At 64.3% G+C, this 19,438-nt stretch carries 13 protein-coding genes; 10 read left to right on the top strand and 3 right to left on the bottom strand.

Features of this window, described 5'->3' with window-relative positions:
* Positions 1–37: 37 nt before the first annotated feature.
* Entirely contained in the window at positions 38–757 is a 720-nt protein-coding gene (locus ACFWHR_RS08335) for an IclR family transcriptional regulator (protein ID WP_382447834.1), read from the bottom strand.
* Positions 758–932: 175 nt separating this feature from the next.
* On the opposite strand from ACFWHR_RS08335, the gene ACFWHR_RS08330 reads away from it, so the two are divergent.
* The 6 genes from ACFWHR_RS08330 to ACFWHR_RS08305 are packed head-to-tail and all read left to right on the top strand — an operon-like array spanning position 933 to position 7,542.
* A complete protein-coding gene (locus ACFWHR_RS08330) occupies positions 933–3,494 on the top strand; it encodes a hypothetical protein (RefSeq protein ID WP_382447833.1) in 2,562 nt (853 codons plus the stop codon).
* A gap of 8 nt (positions 3,495–3,502) precedes the next feature.
* On the top strand, positions 3,503–4,489 hold the full coding sequence (locus ACFWHR_RS08325) for a membrane dipeptidase (RefSeq protein ID WP_382447832.1): 987 nt from the start codon (positions 3,503–3,505) through the stop codon (positions 4,487–4,489).
* An 18-nt stretch (positions 4,490–4,507) separates the two neighbouring features.
* Positions 4,508–5,308, top strand: coding sequence for an amino acid ABC transporter ATP-binding protein (locus ACFWHR_RS08320; protein ID WP_382447831.1), 801 nt, complete (start codon positions 4,508–4,510; stop codon positions 5,306–5,308).
* A 1-nt stretch (position 5,309) separates the two neighbouring features.
* Complete coding sequence (locus tag ACFWHR_RS08315) at positions 5,310–5,954, top strand: amino acid ABC transporter permease (RefSeq protein WP_382447830.1); 645 nt, start codon at positions 5,310–5,312, stop codon at positions 5,952–5,954.
* Complete coding sequence (locus ACFWHR_RS08310) at positions 5,951–6,649, top strand: amino acid ABC transporter permease (protein ID WP_382447829.1); 699 nt, start codon at positions 5,951–5,953, stop codon at positions 6,647–6,649. The genes ACFWHR_RS08315 and ACFWHR_RS08310 overlap by 4 nt, the downstream gene beginning before the upstream one ends.
* A 35-nt stretch (positions 6,650–6,684) precedes the next feature.
* A complete protein-coding gene (locus ACFWHR_RS08305) occupies positions 6,685–7,542 on the top strand; it encodes a substrate-binding periplasmic protein (protein WP_382447828.1) in 858 nt (285 codons plus the stop codon).
* Between the two features lie 180 nt (positions 7,543–7,722).
* Here the strand turns inward: ACFWHR_RS08305 and ACFWHR_RS08300 are convergent, their stop codons facing one another.
* Positions 7,723–8,808 (bottom strand): NADH:flavin oxidoreductase/NADH oxidase, encoded by a 1,086-nt coding sequence (locus ACFWHR_RS08300; RefSeq protein WP_382447827.1) that lies wholly within the window; start codon positions 8,806–8,808, stop codon positions 7,723–7,725.
* A gap of 264 nt (positions 8,809–9,072) precedes the next feature.
* Here ACFWHR_RS08300 and ACFWHR_RS08295 point away from each other — a divergent pair, with 264 nt between their 5' ends.
* From ACFWHR_RS08295 to ACFWHR_RS08285, 3 genes are all read left to right on the top strand, one after another.
* Complete coding sequence (locus tag ACFWHR_RS08295) at positions 9,073–10,953, top strand: ABC transporter ATP-binding protein (protein ID WP_382447826.1); 1,881 nt, start codon at positions 9,073–9,075, stop codon at positions 10,951–10,953.
* A gap of 87 nt (positions 10,954–11,040) precedes the next feature.
* Positions 11,041–12,513 carry a DUF2130 domain-containing protein gene (locus tag ACFWHR_RS08290; protein WP_382447825.1) on the top strand — a complete coding sequence of 491 codons (1,473 nt, stop codon included), beginning with the start codon at positions 11,041–11,043 and terminating at the stop codon, positions 12,511–12,513.
* 21 nt (positions 12,514–12,534) lie between these two features.
* Positions 12,535–15,126: a DEAD/DEAH box helicase gene (locus tag ACFWHR_RS08285; protein WP_382447824.1), complete on the top strand. Its 2,592-nt coding sequence runs from the start codon at positions 12,535–12,537 to the stop codon at positions 15,124–15,126.
* Between the two features lies 1 nt (position 15,127).
* On the opposite strand, the gene ACFWHR_RS08280 is transcribed toward ACFWHR_RS08285, so the two are convergent.
* A complete protein-coding gene (locus tag ACFWHR_RS08280; RefSeq protein ID WP_382447823.1) occupies positions 15,128–16,801 on the bottom strand; it encodes a chitinase in 1,674 nt (557 codons plus the stop codon).
* Between the two features lie 218 nt (positions 16,802–17,019).
* Here ACFWHR_RS08280 and ACFWHR_RS08275 point away from each other — a divergent pair, with 218 nt between their 5' ends.
* Positions 17,020–19,434 (top strand): glycosyltransferase family 2 protein, encoded by a 2,415-nt coding sequence (locus ACFWHR_RS08275; RefSeq protein WP_382447822.1) that lies wholly within the window; start codon positions 17,020–17,022, stop codon positions 19,432–19,434.
* Positions 19,435–19,438 lie beyond the last annotated feature (4 nt).

Genomic DNA, 19,438 nt, shown 5'->3' with positions numbered 1-19,438 from the left:
TGTAGAGCGAGGTGCCGACACTGACGCGCGGGCGTGGCTAAGTGGTTGCCAACGCGGCGAGGTCGGCGAGATCGGCCTCGAGTGCGCTCCGTGCGCGGCGCATCTCGGAGATCGCGCGCTCCATGTCCATGCGCCCCTCCGGTGCGATCACGCTGAGCGCTCCGAGGCACTCCTCTCCCTGCATCACCGGGACCGCGACGACCTCGATCGAATCGCCCATCCACACCGCGCGGTGCAACGAATACCCGTGCTCGGTGATCGTCGCGAGCACGTCTGCGTATGGCTCCTTTTCTGCGGGGGTTGCGTGCGGATCGAAGGCGAGCAGCACCTGGCCGGAGGTGGAGCCGAGTGGCAGCAGCCGCTCGGCCTCGCGCCGAACGGTGAGCGATCGCTGCGGTTCGATGCGCTCGACAATAAGTGCCGATCCGCCATTGCGCACCGCGAATGAGATGGGTTCCTCGAGTTGCTCCATAAGTGCTCGCATGTGGCGCGTGACCGGTTCAGGCACGCCGGCGTGTGCTGTGGCGAAGCGGCCGAACGCTGCAGCGCGAATCGAGAGCCGATACTGCCGTTTCGCGTCCTGTTGCACCCAGCCGCAGTGCACGAGCGTCGTGAGGTACTGGTGCGTTGCCGGGCGGCTCCAGCCGAGGGATTCAGCGACCTCGGAAAGCGTGACTGCCGCGCGATCAAACTGCAAGAACACCTCGAGCACGCGGATGGTCTTCTCGACCGATTGCAGTGTGGTGGGACCTGCCAAGGTGTGCTCCGATCAGAAATATGTCTCTACTGTCTCCGAAAACTTGTCGATTGCCCTATTGACGCGCCGAAGAGCGGTGCTTACTATATTCAACATACATGAATCATGATTAAAAATTACTTAATCACGTGGTTCGGTGTAGCGACATCATCAACGGCGATTGGAGCGAACACGAATGCATAATCCCTATCTCGACGAGGCGTTTTCGCCGGGCAGGGTGATGGACCCGCGGTTTCTCGGCGCAATGCAGCCGACACGACTGAGCGCATCACGGAGCTTTCTTGCCCGGATGGTGCGGGAGGGCTGGCGCATCACCCGGGACAGCCTTGAACTCGATGCACGCGGCAACGGCTCTGCTCGATACACGGTCACGACGCCAGCGGGCAGCATCACTTTCGTGGCTTGGCTACGAGAGCCGCGCGGGGTCAACCGCACGGGGCGCATCATCGGCTCATCGTGGGACATGCTCGGCTCGCTCATCGACGGCGTCGCGAGTGATGCCCAAATCGCAGCAACCGAGGCAGAGCTGCCGAAACTCTACGAGGGACGCGCTCCGGCTGGCACGTTGATCTGGATGCGCTCGAACCAGAGCCTGCGCCTGTTCCGACACGTGCGAGATTCGCTGGCCGCTGGAGCACAGCCTGACGCCGCCGAGGTGAAACGCGTGGGCTATCTCATGCGCAATACCGGCCTCGATGGAAACGGCACCTTCGGTTCGGTGACCTTTCCCGCCATCCCGGCGGGGCATTCGCTCGCCGTGTCGTATCACGCGCAGATGCTTTCCGCCTATCTGATGCGTGAGCTGTCTGTCGACGTGGTGCAGGAACTCGCGCGGATCGACGCGCCCACGACGGCAGTGCCGCTCGATTCTGAGATGCGGCGCCACATTGGCGTCGGCAACGGCTCGGCGCTCGGTCTGGTGATGTTCGTGTACAACCGGCCGACACTGATCAACGCATACGTCTCGGCGACGGTTGCGGCCGTGCGCCTGGTACTTTCGGCGCCGATCGACGCGGGCGATCCCAGGTTCGACCGTCTCGAAGCCCTGCTCGATCGCACGATCCGATACCGATCGCTTGAAGACACGCAGTACCGCGTATTTACTGGCGGAAAGCAGCTCGCGGCTGATCTCCGCCGCATTCGCGCCGGAGTGCGCGCGGCGCGGCGCGGCGACATCGCCCGAGAGTCATTCGAAACTCCGCTGGCTGCCGTGCATCGCTTTGCGAACGGGCGAGTGTCACCAGAAGCGCTCGCCACCTTTCATACGCTGCTCATCGAACTCGCCCCCGATGCGGCTGATGCGCTCGTGCAGGAGCGGCTGAATTTCGAGGAATCGCTCGAGCTCGATCCGCGGTTGTCATCGGGGGCCGTGCGCGAGGCGCTGCTCGCAACATTCGGTTGGGCGCTCGCACTGCCCCTGAATGATCCGGTACACCGGGATCGTGTGTGGTACCAATCCCGAGCCGCCGAAGAACCGAGATCTGGTCCCGCTGAGGAAGTGCCAGGCGCCCACGAAGTCATCCCGAACTATCCGTCTCGAGCCCGAGAGCTGCTTGCGGTGCTCGACGCCGGCGATCCCGCTGTTCCGATCGGCACGGTCATCGCAGCTCATCCCGAGCTTGAACACATTGCGCGCTCCGCGGTCGGCCTCCGAGAACTTCCGTACGGCGTGCCGCACGCGGACCCGCACGACATCGACTTCGTTCCGGTGTGGCTTGTGCGACTCATGAACGCGTGCGTGCACGGGCTCGATCGCACCGAGGACTTCCTCAACCGTTCAGTGCTCGGTCTCATCTTCGATGGGGCGCCGTTCCGCGATGAGCTCGAGGAAGCGAACGCAGACGAGTGGTGGTGGCAGCATCGCGCGGTGCTCGAGACGGTGACAGCAACGGACACCGTGACCGTCGGGGGATCGGAGTTACCTCGGTCAGCGCCCACCGCACCGGTATTGGCCCCCAAGGTCAGCGCGATCGTTGCTCCCCAGCACGATCCGGCGGCACGCATCACCATGAAGTTCCGAGAGCTTCGTCTCGCTGGCGGCCGCGCGATGCAAGCACTGAACGTCCCCGAGGGATCGTGGCACGGCGCACGCGACTTTTTCGTGACCACCCTCATCGCGAGTCCGGATGCGATCGCGGGCTTCGGCGCTGCGCTTGCGCGAATCCTCGACGACACCGGACAGGCCCCCGCGTGGCGGGCGCCCACGGCGACGTCGGGCGCGGGAACGCTCGTCGTTGACGGACACGGGGCGAGCTTGCACGCGATCGGCCACGTGCTGGTCAACCTGATTGCGGGCGCCGCTACCGAAGCGGGGGTCGAAGTTCGACTCGCCGCGTCCGATCTCGATGGCGCTGGCGCAGGCCTCGAACTCGCGCTCGCTCGCGTGGGCGTCGAGTGGGAGAAACTCGACGCTTCGGAGGGCCGCTACCGCGCGCGGCGCTCAGCCGATCCGGAAGCCACGAGGTCACGCTTTGCGCACGCCTTTCGCGCCATGCTCATTGACGGCGTTGAGGTGCCGGCGCAGCACTGGTGGGACGTGTATTACCCGGGCAACGCTGGACTGTACCCCGATACGGCCCTCTCGCGGCAACACACGGGCACCGTCAAAGACGCGTATGTTCCGGGCCAGCAGCTCACCCGGCTTTTCGATCCCGCCGAGGTCGCGAGTTCGACGGATCCGAATCGCGATACCGACCACTTCATTCCGCTCACCACCGCAACCGTCGCGTCAGCTTAAGGAGAACGATGATCTACGTCGACAGCCTGCTCTGTTCACCGCTCGAAACCGAGCGTCCGGGCAACCGCCAATACCTTGAGGAGGTCGCTGCCGGAAAACTCGGTGCGATCACCGTGACCGTCGGTTTTTGGGAAGACGCAACCGAATCCATGGACCAGATCGTGAAGTGGCGGAATATGGCGGAGGACAACGCTGATCTCGTAGAGATCGCGTATCGATCAAGTGACATTCGGCGCATTGCCGAATCTGGTCGCACCGCGATCATTCTCGGGTTTCAAAACGTGTCGTTCTTGCAGGGGCGACTCGGCTACGTCGAGCTGTTTGCCCGCATGGGTACGCGCGTCGGTCAGCTGACGTACAACATCCAGAACGACCTCGGGGGAAGCTGTTACGAGCCGACCGATAGCGGCCTCTCCCGATATGGCGCCTACGTCGTGGGCGAGATGAACCGCTGCGGAATGGTCGTCGATCTGTCGCACGTTGGTGAGCAGACCACGCTTGACGCCATCGAGGTGTCGAGTGTGCCCGTCGCCATCACGCACGCGAACCCGGCGAGCCTCGCGCCGCACGCGCGTAATAAATCCGATCGGGTGCTCGACGCGCTGAAAGATCATGACGGCATCATCGGGGTATCGGTCTACCGCAATCTGGTGGGGGAGTACACGACGCCGCAGCAGTGGTCGGAGCTCGTAGCGTGGACCGTGGATCGCGTCGGCATCGACCGCGTGGGAATCGGCACCGACCTCGACCAGAACGGCGGTTTCGAATACGTCGAGTGGATGCGCCAGGGGCGCTGGGCGCGCGAGATCCAATACGGCGCTTCGGGCCCGACCAAGCCCGGTCCGACACCGCCGCTTGAGTGGTTCAAGACCCCGGCGCAATTTCCGAACGCGGAGCTGTGTCTGCGCGAACGCGGGTTCAGCGAGCACGAGGTCGCCGCGATCATGGGCGAAAACTGGCTCCGCTTCTACGACACCGTATTCCGCGAGATCTAGGGCGAAAGGAACCCTCTCATGGCTCTCATTGACACGTCAACGACGACGTACACCGGTTCGACGCTCCGCCCGTTCGTGCACGCAGAACACATCGTAAAGCGGTTCGGCGAACACCGCGCCATTGACGATGTCTCGCTCGCGGTCGGACGCGGCGAGGTGATCTCCGTGATCGGTCCGTCGGGAGCGGGCAAGAGTACGTTTCTTCGCTGTCTGAACCTGCTCGAACTCCCCGAGGAGGGCTCGCTCACGATCGGCGACGAACAGATTGCGTTCGAGCCGGGGCACCAGCCAGCGCGGACGCAGGTCGCGCGGCTCCGGCGCCAGGCCGGCATGGTGTTCCAATCATTCAATCTCTTTCCGCACCTGACAGCCGCGCAAAATATTGAACTCGCGCAGCGGCGCGTACTCGGACGCAACGCAGAAGAAGCGCGGGAGCGGGCGCGCGCCCTGCTCGATCGTGTGGGGCTGGCGGCAAAGGCCGATGCCTTTCCGAGCCAGTGCTCGGGTGGACAGCAGCAGCGCATCGCTATCGCTCGTGCGCTCGCCATGGATCCGGATCTGATGCTCTTCGATGAGCCGACCTCCGGTCTCGATCCCGAGGTCGGTGCCGAAATTCTATCGGTCATGCGGGAACTCGCTGACTCGGGCATGACCATGCTGATCGCGACGCACGAGATGGAGTTCGCGCGCCACGTGTCGCACCGCGTCATCGTGATGGTCGACGGCGCGATTGTCGAGCAGGGGCAGCCCGAACAGATCATGACCGAGCCAAAGAGTGAACGCGTAGGACGCTTTCTCTCTGCGGTGCTGGGGCGCTGACGTGGGCGACGCGCTTCTCGCCATCGTGCTCGCGGCGGGCATGACGATACTGCTCACGGTCGTTTCCGGCCTGGTCGGGATCGTGCTCGGCGCGCCATTGATGCTGCTCTCGCGAAGTCGATTCGCACCCGTGCGTGCCTGTTACTGGGCGTTCGTCCACGTTGTGCGCGGCGTGCCGACGCTGGTGTGGCTGTTCATCGCCTTTTTTGGGATCACCCAGCTGGGAATCACCCTCAGCGCAGTCGCGTCGGCGCTCATCACCCTGAGCGTGATCGCCGTCGCGAGCATGGCCGAGATCTATCGCGGTGGCCTGAATGCCATTCGTGCGGGTCAGTGGGAGGCAAGTGCTGCCCTCGGACTCAGCCCGTGGCACACGGCGCGCGACGTGCTCTTTCCGCAGCTGTTCCGCGCCGTCTCGCCCACGGTCGCAACGTATCTCGTAGGCCTGATCAAAGAATCGGCGCTCGCGTCGACCATCGGCGTCGCAGAGATCACCTTCGTCGCGGGCCTGCAAGTGCAGTACTTCGGCGACGGCCTCACCTTCTTCGCATTCGCGGGTCTCCTGTACCTCGCGCTCAGCGTGCCGCTCGGCGGGCTGTCGCGCGTGGTGCACGCCCGTCTCACTCGGAGGTATGCAGTCCTATGAACGATTATTCGTGGCTGTGGGATTGGCCAGCGCACGTTCCCGATCTCCTGCCAGGGCTCGGCGTTGCAATGCTGCTCACCGTCGTTTCCTGCGTCCTCGGCTACCCGCTCGGGTTCTTCCTTGCGGTGCTTTCCGAATCCCGATCGCGCTGGGTTCGCTGGGTGACGATCGCGATCGTCGAGATCGGGCGCGGGATCCCGGCACTCGTGCTGCTCTACCTCGTGTACCGCGGGCTCCCGCAAATCGGGGTGTTGATCGATGCGCTGCCGTCCGCCGTGATCGCACTCACCGTGACCGCCGCGGCGTATTCCGCCGAGATGATTCGCGCGAGTATCGCTGCGCTTCCCCCGGGCCAAACGGATGCGTCGAACGCGCTCGGTCTCGGTCGCGCCGACAGATTCCGCTTCGTGATTCTGCCCCAGGCCGCGCGCATCTCCATTCCGCCCCTCGTAAACCTGACCATCACGATGTTCCACATCACGTCGCTCGCGAGTGTCATCACGGTCGCCGAGATTATGCACGCGGCGTACCTCAGTGGCGCGATCAACTGGCGATACATGTCGGTCTATCTCGCGGCCGCGTTCGTGTACGGAATCATCGCCGTGCCCGGCGCAATTTTGGCAGGTCGGCTCGAGCAGCGACTGGGCGGGGCGCGCCCGCCTCGCCGGCGACTGCGCGCACGTCTCGCCGCGTAACTCATCCGTTCCATCATCACTCTCAGGAGGCATCAATGAAGTACCGACTGACCACTCTCACCGCCCTCGCCGCCGCCTCGGCGCTCCTCTTCACCGGGTGCAGCTCTGGCGGCGCCGCGTCAAGCGCGGTGGGCGCAGATTGCGTGCCCGCGCACGACAACGTGAAGACAATCAAGCCCGGCGTACTCACCGTCGCCCACTACGACTACCCGCCCTTCGGGTACATCGAAGACGGCAAGTTCGTCGGCATCGAAGGCGAGATCATTGCGAAGATCGCGGAAATGGAGTGCCTCGACGTGACGCTCGTTCCGGGGGACTCGTCAGCGATGATCACCTCGGTGCAGACCGGACGCGCAGACACGACGGTCGGCAGCTGGTATCGCACCGCCGAGCGCGCCAAGGTCGTACGACTCAGTGATCCAGTGGTCACTTCACCGCTCTCCGTGGTCTCAACGACCGGGGCGAAAACCGTCGACGACCTCCTCGACATCGATGCCGTCGGCGCGGGTCAGGCCCTCGTCGGGGTCGAAGAACTGCAGGGTCTTTTGGGGAGCAAGTTGAAGCTCTACTCGACGAACGATGCGGAGTTCGCGGATTTCCAAGCGGGACGGATTGACGGTGCCGTGCTCGGTCTCGGGGCTGCGGTCACACTGCTCGATCTGTATCCCGTCGAGGGGGCTACTGTCGAGCCGCTCGAGCCGGATCCGCGCCTGTCGGCGACGGTCAACGTTGGCCAGACGAACTTTCCGGTGAATCTCAAAGCCGAGGACCTTGGTCAAGCCATCGACGACGATATCGCGCAGCTTCGTGAGGACGGCGTGATCGCGGAGCTCGCAGAAAAGTACGGCTTCCCGGCCGACATTGCGGAGCCGGGGGAGCCGAACTTGCTGTAGGGAGCGGGGCGCTGGGCGCGGCGGCGCGGCGGCGCGGCGGCGCGGGGCTATTGACCCGCGCCTTCCACATGCGATCTGCGTTCGGCAAGCTCGTTATTGCAACTTTGGGCTTGCCGAACGCAAATCGCTTGCGGAACGCGGGTCGCGGGCCCGCGGGCGCTGCGCTCGCGGGCCCGCGCTCTAGAACCGGGCCCGCGCGTACTGCGGCGGTACGAGCGACTCAGCCGACGGGGCACGCAGCTCGTGCGCCCAGCTGATCGGCAGATGGGGGTTCGTGAGCACTGCGCGCCCGAGCGAGATGATGTCGGCCTGGCCGGTTGCCAGGATGCCCTCCGCCTGCTGTGCGCTCGTGATAAGCCCGACGGCGCTGATGGGGAGTGCGCCAGTTTCGCGCAGCTGCGCAGCGAGCGGCACCTGGTACGAGGGCCCGACCGGGATCGGGGCGCCCGGCGTGTTCCCCGCCGTCGACGTGTCAACGAGGTCAGCGCCGTCTTCGGCAACCCACTCGGTCACCTGCGCGGCCTCGTCGACGTCGAAACCGCCGTCGATCCACTCAGTCGCCGAGATGCGCACCACGATCGGAAGCGTGGGGTGCTGAGCGCGCACGGCGCGCACGATCTCGCGGAGCAGGCGCGCACGGCCCGCGAGATCGCCGCCGTAACCGTCAGTGCGATGGTTCGAGAAGGGAGACAGGAACTCGTGAATAAGGTAACCGTGCGCCGCGTGAATCTGCACGGCATCGAATCCGACGCTCACGGCGCGGTCAGAGGCGGCGACGAACGCCTGCACAAGCGCGGCGATTTCTTCGGCCTCGAGCGCACGAGGCTCCGCGAAGTCGCCAAATGCGACCGCTGACGGAGCGACGGTCTCCCAACCGCCCTCGCCCTCGGGTACTGACCCGTCTGCGAAGCCGGGGAGCGACGGGTAGGTTGACCCCTTGCGGCCAGCATGTGCCAGCTGAATGCCGATTTTTGCACCATGCTCGTGGGCGGCGTCGACGATACGCGCGAGTGGGGGCAGCTGCGCGTCGTTCCAGATGCCCGGGCAGCGTGGGCTGATGCGGCCCTCTGGCGTCACCGCCGTGGCCTCCATGAACACGAGGCCGGCGCCGCCGCGAGCGAATCCGCCGAGGTGCTGCAGGTGCCACTCACCCACGATGCCGTCTTCGGCTTCGACTGAATACTGACACATCGGTGCGACCCAGAGTCGATTGCGAACCTCGAGATCGCGAAGCGTGAACGGGCGGAAGAGTATTGGATCGGCCATAGTCCGCGAGCCTACTCCGCCGCCCGAGCGAAGACCCCCGCCCCCGCTACGCCAAGGGAGAACACCCCCCCACACCCGAACGGGGTAACTTGTGGCGGGTGTCGCGGGCGCAACACCCCTCAACAGTTACCCCGCTCGGGAGTGCATCGCGTGCAGATGGCCCGTGTCGGGAGGGCGGCGCGCCCGCCGCAGCGCGGTGGCCCGAAGCGGCTTTCGGAGTGGTAGGTTGCTCTCCTCAACATCATCAGTGGAGGCGCCCCAGACGTGACCGTGCTTATTCGCATTCTGAAGTTCACGCGATCGCTCGCGCCCTATTACCTGGGCATCATGCTTGCGGCGGCGGTAGTGACCGCGGCGGGCCTCGCGGTGCCATTCATTACGGGTGCTGCGACCGACGTGATCTCGGACGCAATCGGTAACGCCGCCGGCTCTGCGGCGGGCAACGGTGCGCCACCGAGCGAGGTGTCGGCGACCATTGGTTCGGTGATCCTGCTCGCCGTCGCACTGCTCGCCGTCAGCTTGATCGAAGCGGGCGTCGGCAACATCGGCGGGTACTTGGGCGATGTGATGAGCGCGAAGATGCGCACCATCCTGTCGACGCGGTACTTCGAACAGTTGCTCTCGCTGCCGCAGCGCTACTACGACAACGAGCTCACTGGCACGATCGTTGCGCGCCTGAATCGCTCGATTTCAGAGGTCACGAACTTCATGAAGTCGTTCTCGAATATGTTCGTCACGCTCATCCTCACGACCGTCGCCGTACTCGCGATCAGCGCCTGGTACTACTGGCCACTCGCGGTGCTGCTCGCGATCGCGTACCCGGTCTATCTGTGGCTCACGGCGCTCACCAGTCGCAAGTGGCAGCGACTCGAGGGCGACAAGAACGAGCACGTCGACGTCGCCTCCGGACGATTTGCTGAGGTCGTCGGACAGATGCGCGTCGTTAAGTCGTTCGTCAGCGAGCGCCGCGAGCTCAAGGCGTTCTCGAGCCGGTTCCGTTCGACCGAGTCGCTCACAGCCGAGCAGTCCAAACACTGGCATCGGATGGACGCGCTGCGGCAGGGCGTACTGCACGTCATATTCTTCGGGCTGTACACGATCATTTTCGTGCGCACCGTACTCGGCTTCTTCTCGCTCGGCGAGATGGTGATGCTCGTGCAGCTCATGTCGATGGCGCGCCAGCCGGTGACGAGCCTGAGCTGGGTGGTTGACACCGCGCAGCGCGCAATCGCCGGATCGAAGTCGTATTTCGAGGTGATGGATCTTGATCCCGCACAGGTCGACGGTGGTGGATCACGGCCCGCGCCTGACCGCGGTGCGGCGTCCGAACCCGGAGCTGTGCCCGAATCCCGCATCGCGTCTGATGAGCCAGACGTGCCCGTCCCCGCGATCTCATTTCGCGGCGTGCACTTCGGGTATGACGACGATGCCGACGTGCTCACCGACGTCACGTTCGATGTGGCACCGGGGGAGCGGGTCGCCTTCGTCGGTGAATCCGGCGGGGGAAAGACAACGCTGACGAATCTCTTAATGGGTCTCTATGGCGTCCGCGAGGGGTCGATCTCGGTGTCGAATTCGGGCTCCGACCTCGAGATGCTGAGGCGCAACATCGGTGTCGTGTTCCAGGAGCCGGCACTGTTTTCAGGGACCATCGCAGAGAACATCGCGTATGGCCGCCCGGAAGCGACCCGGGCCGAAATCGAGCAGGCTGCTGAGCGCGCGGCGGTCGACGTGTTTGTGCAGAAGTTCGAGCGAGGCTACGACACGCTGATCGGCGAGCGGGGAGTGAAACTCTCTGGCGGGCAAAAGCAGCGCATCGCGGTGGCACGCGCGATGCTGAAGGATGCGCCGATCCTGGTGCTCGACGAAGCGACCTCGGCACTCGACACGAAATCTGAGCGCCTCGTGCAGGCCGGGCTCGAAGACCTCATGGGTGGTCGCACGACGCTCATCATCGCGCACCGGCTGTCGACGATCGCGGAGGTCGACCGCATCGTCACGCTGCGCGACGGGCGCATCGATGAGATCGGGCCGCCGGCTGAGCTCGCGGTGTCGGGCGGGATCTATGCGGAGCTACTCGCGCTGCAGTCGTCTTCAGCAAAGTCGGACCGGAAGCGGCTGCGCGAGCTCGACGTCGTTGGATAGCGCCGACGATGTCGGCGGACTGTGCCAGTCTTGACCTGTGTCTCCGACCGCCCGGGGGCCACTCGTACATCCGTGAAGGAGGCGCCCGTGCGCGAGATCAAGTGCCCGCACTGCCAGCGTGCGTTCACCGTTGACGAGGCCGGGTACGCCGACATTCTGAAACAGGTGCGCGACGCTGAGTTTGAATCGCAACTGCACGAGCGGCTCGAGCTCGCCGAGCTCGACAAGCAGCAGGCGCTGCAGCTCGCAGAATCGGCCGCTGCAGGGCAGCTCCAGCAGGCTGCAGCCGCGAAAGACACCGAGATTCAGCAGCTGCAGGCGCGCATCGAAGCGGCAGAGACAGCTCGCAAGCTCGCGGTTGCAGAGGCGCTGAGCGCCGTAGAAAAAGACCGCGACGCCCTCGCCAACGAATTGGCTCAAGCGAAGCGGGAGCAGCAAACGGCGGTGGAACTGGCAGAGGCGAAGTTCGCGGCCCAGGCGCAGCAGCGGGCAGCGCAGCAGGAGACCGAGCTGAACGAACTGCGGTCCCGTTTGGCCTCGCTCGAGGTCGCCAAGAAGCTCGAGATTTCCGAGGCGGTCGGGGCGGTCGCGCGCGAGCGGGACGAACTTCGCAACGGGTTGGATCGCGCGGCGCTTGAAAAAGAGCTCGCCGAGCGGTCGCTGAAAGAGCTGCACGAGTTGCAGTTGCGTGACCGAGACGGCGAGATCGAGCGGTTGAAAGACTTCAAGGCCCGGCTCTCAACCAAGATGGTCGGCGAAACCCTCGAACAGCACTGCGAGGTGACGTTCAATCAGATCCGCGCGACAGCTTTCCCCTATGCGTACTTTGAAAAAGACAACGACGCGCGCACCGGCAGCAAGGGTGACTACATCTTCAGGGATCTCGATGTCAGCGGCATTGAAATCGTGTCGATCATGTTCGAGATGAAGAACGAGGCAGACGGCACTGCGACGAAGCACCGCAACGAGGACTTTCTGAAAGAGCTTGATAAAGATCGGCGCGAAAAGGGGTGCGAATACGCCGTGCTGGTGTCGCTCCTCGAACCCGAAAACGAGCTGTACAACGGTGGCATCGTAGACGTATCGCATCGATTCCCGAAGATGTATGTGATTCGACCGCAGTTCTTCATTCCGCTGATCACGCTGCTGCGCAACGCGGCGCTGAACTCGCTGAAGTACAAGGCGGAGCTTGAAGACGTGAAGTCGCAGAACATCGATATCACCCACTTTGAAAGCGAACTCGACGGCTTCAAGGATGCGTTTGGTCGCAACTACGATCTCGCCGCGCGCCAGTTCCAGGAGGCGATCAAACGCATCGACACCTCCATCGCTGAGATGCAGAAGGTGAAAGACAATCTGCTGAAGTCGGAGAACAATCTGCGCCTCGCGAACGACAAGGCTCAGGGCGTCACCATCAAGAAGCTGACACGCGGCAATCCGACCATGCAGGCGAAGTTCGCCGAACTCGATCGCGGTGATGGGGCCGGGAACGCCGCATCGAGCACGAGCCCCGACGCCAGCACCGCCACCGACACGACCGACCCAGGCTCTGACGCATAGGCCCGGCAGGAGCACGCAGACATGAACCTGGGATCAACACTCGACTCGACGCACTTCGACGCATCAGACGAGGCATTTGCCGCGTTCGAGGAGTGGGCCTGGGAAGAACGCGCACTTCGCCTGTACCCGGCGCAAGAGGAGGCCGTGCTTGGTATCGCACTCGGCAGCAACGTAATCCTCGCGACCCCGACCGGCACCGGCAAGTCCCTCGTTGCGATCGGCGCGCACTTCATCGCGCTCGCCGAGGGACGCCGCACTGTCTACACAGCGCCGATCAAAGCGCTGGTGAGCGAGAAATTCTTCGACCTGGTCGAGGTGTTCGGGGCCGATCGCGTGGGCATGGTGACGGGCGACGCCTCGATCAACCCCGACGCTCCGATCCTGTGCTGCACCGCTGAAATTCTCGCGAATCTCGCTATTCGTGACCGCACGGCGGGCGGTATCACGCAGGTTGTCATGGACGAGTTCCACTTCTACGCCGACCCCGACCGCGGTTGGGCGTGGCAGGTGCCGCTGCTGCTCATGAACGATGCGCAGTTCTTGCTCATGTCGGCGACGCTCGGCGACGTGACTGAGCTCGCAGACGATCTCTCGCGTCGTACGGGCCGTGACACTGCACTCGTGACGGGCGTTGAGCGACCCGTGCCGCTGACGTTCTCGTACGAGGTCGCGCCCACGCACGAGGTCGTTGAGCACCTGCTCGAGGAGCGGCACACGCCCGCATATCTCGTGCACTTCAATCAGTCGCACGCGGTCGAACAGGCCCAGGCGCTCTCGAGCATCCGTATCGTGGATCGCGCCGGCCGAGATGAGATTGCGGCCGCAATCGGCGACTTCCGCTTTTCAACCGGCTTCGGATCGACGCTTTCGCGTCTCGTGCGATCGGGTATCGGCGTGCACCACGCCGGCATGCTGCCGAGGTATCGACGCCTGGTCGAGCAGCTGGCGCAGCGCGGGCTGCTGCGCGTCATCTGCGGTACCGACACTCTCGGGGTCGGCATCAACGTGCCGATCCGAACGGTTGTGATCACTGCCCTCACGAAGTTCGACGGAGAAAAGATGCGTCGTCTCTCGGCGCGTGAGTTCCACCAGATCTCTGGTCGCGCCGGTCGCGCAGGCTTCGACACCGAGGGCGACGTCATCGCGCTCGCTCCCGAGCATGAGGTCGAGAACGCCAAGGCTACGGCGAAGGCAGCGGCAAAGGCGAGCGGCGGCAAAAAGGCCAAGCCCGCAAAAAAGAAGTCGCCACCGCAGGGCTTCATAGCCTGGAGCGAGAGCACGCTTGAAAAACTCGTCGGTTCGCAGCCAGAGGCGCTCGTGAGTCGCATGCGCGTCACTCACTCGATGGTGCTGGGCGTCATTGGGCGAGGTGAGTCCCACGAGGGCGAAGCGCTCGACACCATGCGCACTCTGGTGTTCGACAGCCACGAGCCGCGCGCGGTGCAGTTTGCGCACGCCCGCACGGCGCTCGCGATCTTCCGCACGCTGCGGCAGGGCGGCATCGTCGAGGTGCACACTGACGCGCGGGGGCAACGACTGCTCCGTCTCACGGTTGAACTGCAGGCCAACTTTGCTCTGAATCAGCCGCTGTCGCCGTTTGCGCTCGCGGCGATCGAATTGCTCGATCCCGAATCAGATACGTACGCGCTCGACGTCATCTCAATCATCGAAGCGACGCTCGAAGATCCTCGCGCCATTATTCGTGCGCAAGAGCACAAGGCCCGGGGCGAGGCCGTCGCTGCAATGAAAGCCGAGGGCATCGAATACGACGAGCGCATAGAGCTGCTCGAAGCGGTGACTCACCCGCAACCGCTGAAAGAACTGCTCGATGAGGCGTTTACCGAGTACCTCAAGGAAGTGCCGTGGGCACGCGACTTCGCACTGCGGCCGAAATCCGTGGTGCGCGACATGGTTGAGCGGGCGTTCGGCTTTCGCGACCTCGTGTCGTTCTACCAGCTTGGACGAGCCGAGGGCGGCGTTCTGCGCTACCTCAGTGACGCGTTCCGAGCGATCGAGCGCACCGTGCCCGAGCAGGCGAAGAGCCCAGAGCTCGAAGAGCTGATCGAGTGGCTCGGCGAGGTTGTGCGCCAGGTTGACTCAAGCCTGATCGACGAGTGGGCGGAACTCTCGAACCCAGACCCCGAGGCGCACAGGCGAGCCCGCGAGTTGCTCGGCCTGGATGCAAACGGGGCTGACACGGCCGTCGCGCTCGCACCGCCCACGCGCTCAGTGCTGACGAATCAGCGTGCGTTCATAGTGATGCTGCGGAACGCGCTGTTCCGCCGCGTGCAGGCAGCCGCGTTTGAGCGCTACGCCGAGCTCGGCGAACTCGACTCGGCTCGCGGCTTTGGCGAGCAACGCTGGCGAGACGCGCTCGCCGATTACTTCGCCGAGTACGACGACATTCGCGTTGACGGTGATGCCCGCTCAGCTGCGCTGCTCGAACTCGACACGAGCAGCGCTCCCGAGGGGTTCTGGCGATTCCGTCAGGTGCTGCTTGACCCCGCGGGAGACCACGACTGGGCAATTGAAGGTTCGGTCGATCTCGCGGAGTCAGAGGCTGAGGGTGAACCGGTCATTCGCGTTGAACGAGTCGGCCCCTTCGTGGGCTGAACTACGCGCCTGCGTCGGCTGCCGGTTCGCCGCCTGCGCCCGCACCAGCGCCAGCCCCAGCACCAGCACCAGCACCAGCACCCGCGCCAGCCCCATTTGCGCCAGTCGCGGCGTCGTTCGTTGAACCCAGCACCTTCGCGATCTCGGCGTCGGTGAGCACGCGCCACGGCGAGTCCTGCGGTTGCACGAGCGCAGCGTCCGGGCTGTCACCGCGCGAGTACCACTTGGCCTCGTAACCGTCGCCGTCGAACACGACGCGTTCGCCGCGGCGATACTCCTTCGTCGCGCTCCAATCGTCGTAAGCGTCCCGCGGCAGTTTCGGGCGTTCGATTGGCTTCTCGCCCGGCAGCACCGGTCCGAGCAAGCGCCACGGCTGGGCACCGCTTTCGGCAGCCTGATCCGGCTGGTCGCCCTCCGTCCACCACTTCGCCTCGTAGACGTTTCGATGCCACACGACCTTAGTGTCAGCCGGGTATGACGTTGTCTCCGACCAGACCGGGTAGGGGCTCGTGTCGGGGTCATCTTCGGCAGTCGCGATCTGGCCATCGCCATCCACGGTGACAGCATCGTCCACTGATTCAGCGACCTGCGAGATCGCGCCGCCGCGGTGCTTGCGAAGCGTCTTCGAAAAGTCGCCCCTCTCTTGCACGACACCGCTGCATGAGTCAGACACCCGTTTCGGATCGGGCCAGTTCGCGTCACACTCCTGATCGCGGTTGAGTGACCACATCGACATGCGGGCCATGCCTCGCTCGTCGGCGTACGCCGAGAGTTGTGCGGCGTCGGCGAGCGTGAAGCGGTCATTACGGGTGTCGTTCTGCCCGATCATCGGTGTCGCCGAGACGCGGCTCCACGCGGTTGCATCACCGATCGGCGCGCCGATTTCTTGGTACAGGGATCGCAGCTGGGCGTGCGTCGCTTCAAGACTGCTCTCGACCGCGGGATAGAACTCGCGCTCCTTCGCCGAGTTGTAGTTCATCGTCATCACGTTGACGCCCGCGAGATCGACCCCGGCTCGCAGATACGTGCGGATCGCCTGCAGGCCCTCGAACGTCAGCCCGTCTGGCGCGACCGGCAAGGTCAGCCAGACGTCGAGTCCGTCGGCGCTATCGATCTGTGCGTCTTGCACCGCGCGAATCGCCTTGGCCTGACGGGCGATGCCATCTGTGTCGGCGAGGAACGCGCCCTCGATGTCCATGTCGATGCTGGCCAGATCATAGCGATCGATCACTCTGGCATATGCGTCGACCAGCTGATCCTGATCCGTGCACTCGAACGCAACATCGTGATTCGCCTGGCCCCCGAATGAGACCATTGCAGAGCCGCCGAGATCGCGAAGTCGCTGCAGCCGTCGATCCAGATCGAGCGATTGTTCAGCCTCGTCGAGATCGTAATACCCGCCCCACGATGGACTGCAGGCGTCATCGGGTGCGGCGACGACGAACGACAGCACAACGTTGCGCTGGCCCTCCTCGCCCGGCGATTCGAACGGAAACGACGGTGTTGCGGTGACGTCGACGTACGCGTCAAACCACGGCGTGCGTTCTGATGCCACCTGCACGTCTTGCGCTCGCGACCACGCGTATATGCCGCCGCCCACGAGCGCAGCGATCACTACGATTACGACGCTAAGACGCGCCCAGGACAGTCTTCTGCCCGGATACCACTTTGCCATTACAGCCCCTTGCCCCACCCTCGCCGCAAGGGTCCGGGTCCCCACCTGATCCGGTTTCGTCCGTTCGCTATGCTATACGAGCAATCACACGCCTTCCTAGCGTTCGCCACGATGTTGCGGCTGATTCGGGAAGATTCACCCGCAAGGCGAACCTCGAATGCCGCGCTCAGTCGCGACGGGATCGGTGCGCGGGCTCAAGGGTTCAAACGGGGGTTTGAGTGGCTGACGAAACAACGGTGCCGTCGCGGCGCCGACAATGGGGCGCCGAGCGACGGTCCGAGCCGCTCGCGATCATGCACTCGCGGCCGAGCGGCGGTGCAGTGATTTGGGCGCGTGCCGCGATGGTGATCACCGTGGTGGCCTGGTTCAGCTACATGATCACGACCATTGTGCGCATGGTCATCGAGGGGCCGACGGAGTCGTTCGTTTTCCATCTGCAGACGTGGGTGTACGGGATCACGGTCACCGCCCTGACGTTTTCAGCGCTCATGTACCTCACGGCGCGCTATGGCGCGCTCGTCAGGTTTCGGGAGCACCGACGCGTTGAGCGTGCGCTCATCGACGAGCACTTCGCGGAGTCCGATTCAGACGTCACGGTGCTGATCCCGAGCTACGACGAGGAACCCGAGGTGGTGCGCTACACCCTGTGGTCGGCCGCGTTGCAAGAGTTTCCGGCAGTGCGTGTCGTGCTGCTCATTGACGACAACGAGGTCAGCCTGAACGAGGACGCGCTCGCCCGGCTCAATCGAACGCGCGGGCTACTCGGCGAGATTTCAGAGGCGCTCGCGAATCCCCTGGAGCTGGCCCGCGAAGCAATGCGGGTGTTCCAGCAAGAAACGCCTGAGGTTCCCGGGGGAGCCGACGCGAAGCGGGCGGCCGACGCCTACGCCGCCGCGGCGAGCTGGCTCGACGAATTCGCGGCCGCAGAAGTGGTCGAGGATCACATGGCGGAGTTCTTCGCCGAGCAGGTGGTTCTCGGGCTTTCGAACGACCTGCGCCTCACGCGGTTGGCGCTCCAGGCTGCCTTCGAGCAGGGAGGATCACCCGACCGCGAGCGACTCGAACAGCTCTACCGGCGGCTCGTGTGGATCTTCAGCGCCGAGCTGACATCGTTCGAGCGGAAGCAGTACGCGTCGCTCTCGCAGGAGCCTAACAAGGCGATGAACTTGAACTCGTACATTTCGTTGATGGGCGGTCGCTATCGCGTGTCGAACGAAACGGGGGAGCAGCTCCTCGAGCCACTCCGCGAACGAGACGACCATGCCCCCGATCTCGTCGTACCCGACAGCCGTTACCTGCTCACACTCGACGCAGACTCGCAGCTGCTGCGGGATTACTGTGTGCGGCTCGTCTATTTGCTCGAGCAGCCAGAAAACGAGCGCGTCGCGGTGACACAGACGCCGTACTCGTCATTCCGTGGCGCTCCAACCCGTATTGAGCGAATCGCCGGCGCCACAACCGATCTGCAACACATTCAGCATCAGGGGCTGACCTATTTCAACGCCACATTCTGGGTCGGGGCGAACGCGGTGATCCGTAAAGCGGCGCTCGCCGACATCGCCGTCACCGAAACGGTGGGCGGGTTTGAGATCACGACGTACGTGCAAGACCGGACGGTCATCGAAGATACCGAGTCGAGCATCGACCTCGGTGCGCACGGTTGGGCGCTTGAGAACTATCCCGAGCGCCTGAGCTACAGTGCGACACCGCCCGACTTCGGCTCGTTGATCGTGCAGCGACGCCGCTGGGCGAACGGTGGCCTGTTGATCATGCCGAAGTTGTTCGAGATGATCCGCATCCGCAAGGGCACACCGGCGCGCGTGAGGCTCTCCGAAAAGATGCTGCGCACGAACTATATGTCGTCACTGGCATGGGCGAGTTTCGGGCTCATATTCCTGCTGTTCTTCCCGTTCGACTCGCGCCTGCTGAGCCCGCTCGTGGTGGTCGCGGCGCTGCCGTACTTTATCTCGCAGGCGCTCGATCTGCGCGCGAGCGGCCACCGCGCCAGCGACATTTTCCGGATCTACGGCTTCAACCTGGTGCTGCTCCCCGTGAATCTCGCGGGCGTGCTGAAATCCATGCAGCAGGGTGTGACCGGAGAGAAGATTCCGTTCGCTCGCACCCCGAAGGTCACGGGGCGCACTGCGTCACCGGCTATCTACGTGATCTTGCCGTTCGTGATCATTGCGTTCTCGGTGTTTACCGCATACCGCGATTTCAACGTGGGTAATTGGGGCAACTTCGTGTTCGCCGGGTTCAATGCCGTCATGGCGACCTGGGCGGCGATTTCTTACATCGGACTGCGCGCCGCGATCACCGACGCAGTGCTCGGCATCGTCGGCTGGCTCTACGTCGTGCCGAAGCCGCCGAAGGCCGCGCGTAAGAGCCTCGTCGACCCTGACGCCGAAGTGAACTGGCAAGCGATTCTCTACCACGGCGATCGGCGGCTGCGCCGCGACCTCGTGCGTTCAAGCGATCGACGGCGTCGGCTCGGGGGAGTCCGCACGGAGGTCGCGGCGGTATCGGAGCTGGGAGCGGGCGCTGGATCGAGTTCCTCACCCCGTACGCGCGAAACACCCGTAATTGCGGCGCCGCCGGAAGTGGCGCACTCGGACGACTGGTATCGCAAGTAGCGCG

This window comes from Leucobacter sp. NPDC058333 (assembly GCF_042726155.1).
Lineage (GTDB): Bacteria > Actinomycetota > Actinomycetes > Actinomycetales > Microbacteriaceae > Leucobacter.
The sequence above is the reverse complement of the archived record's forward strand: the minus strand, read 5'-3'. Positions and strand labels throughout refer to the sequence as shown.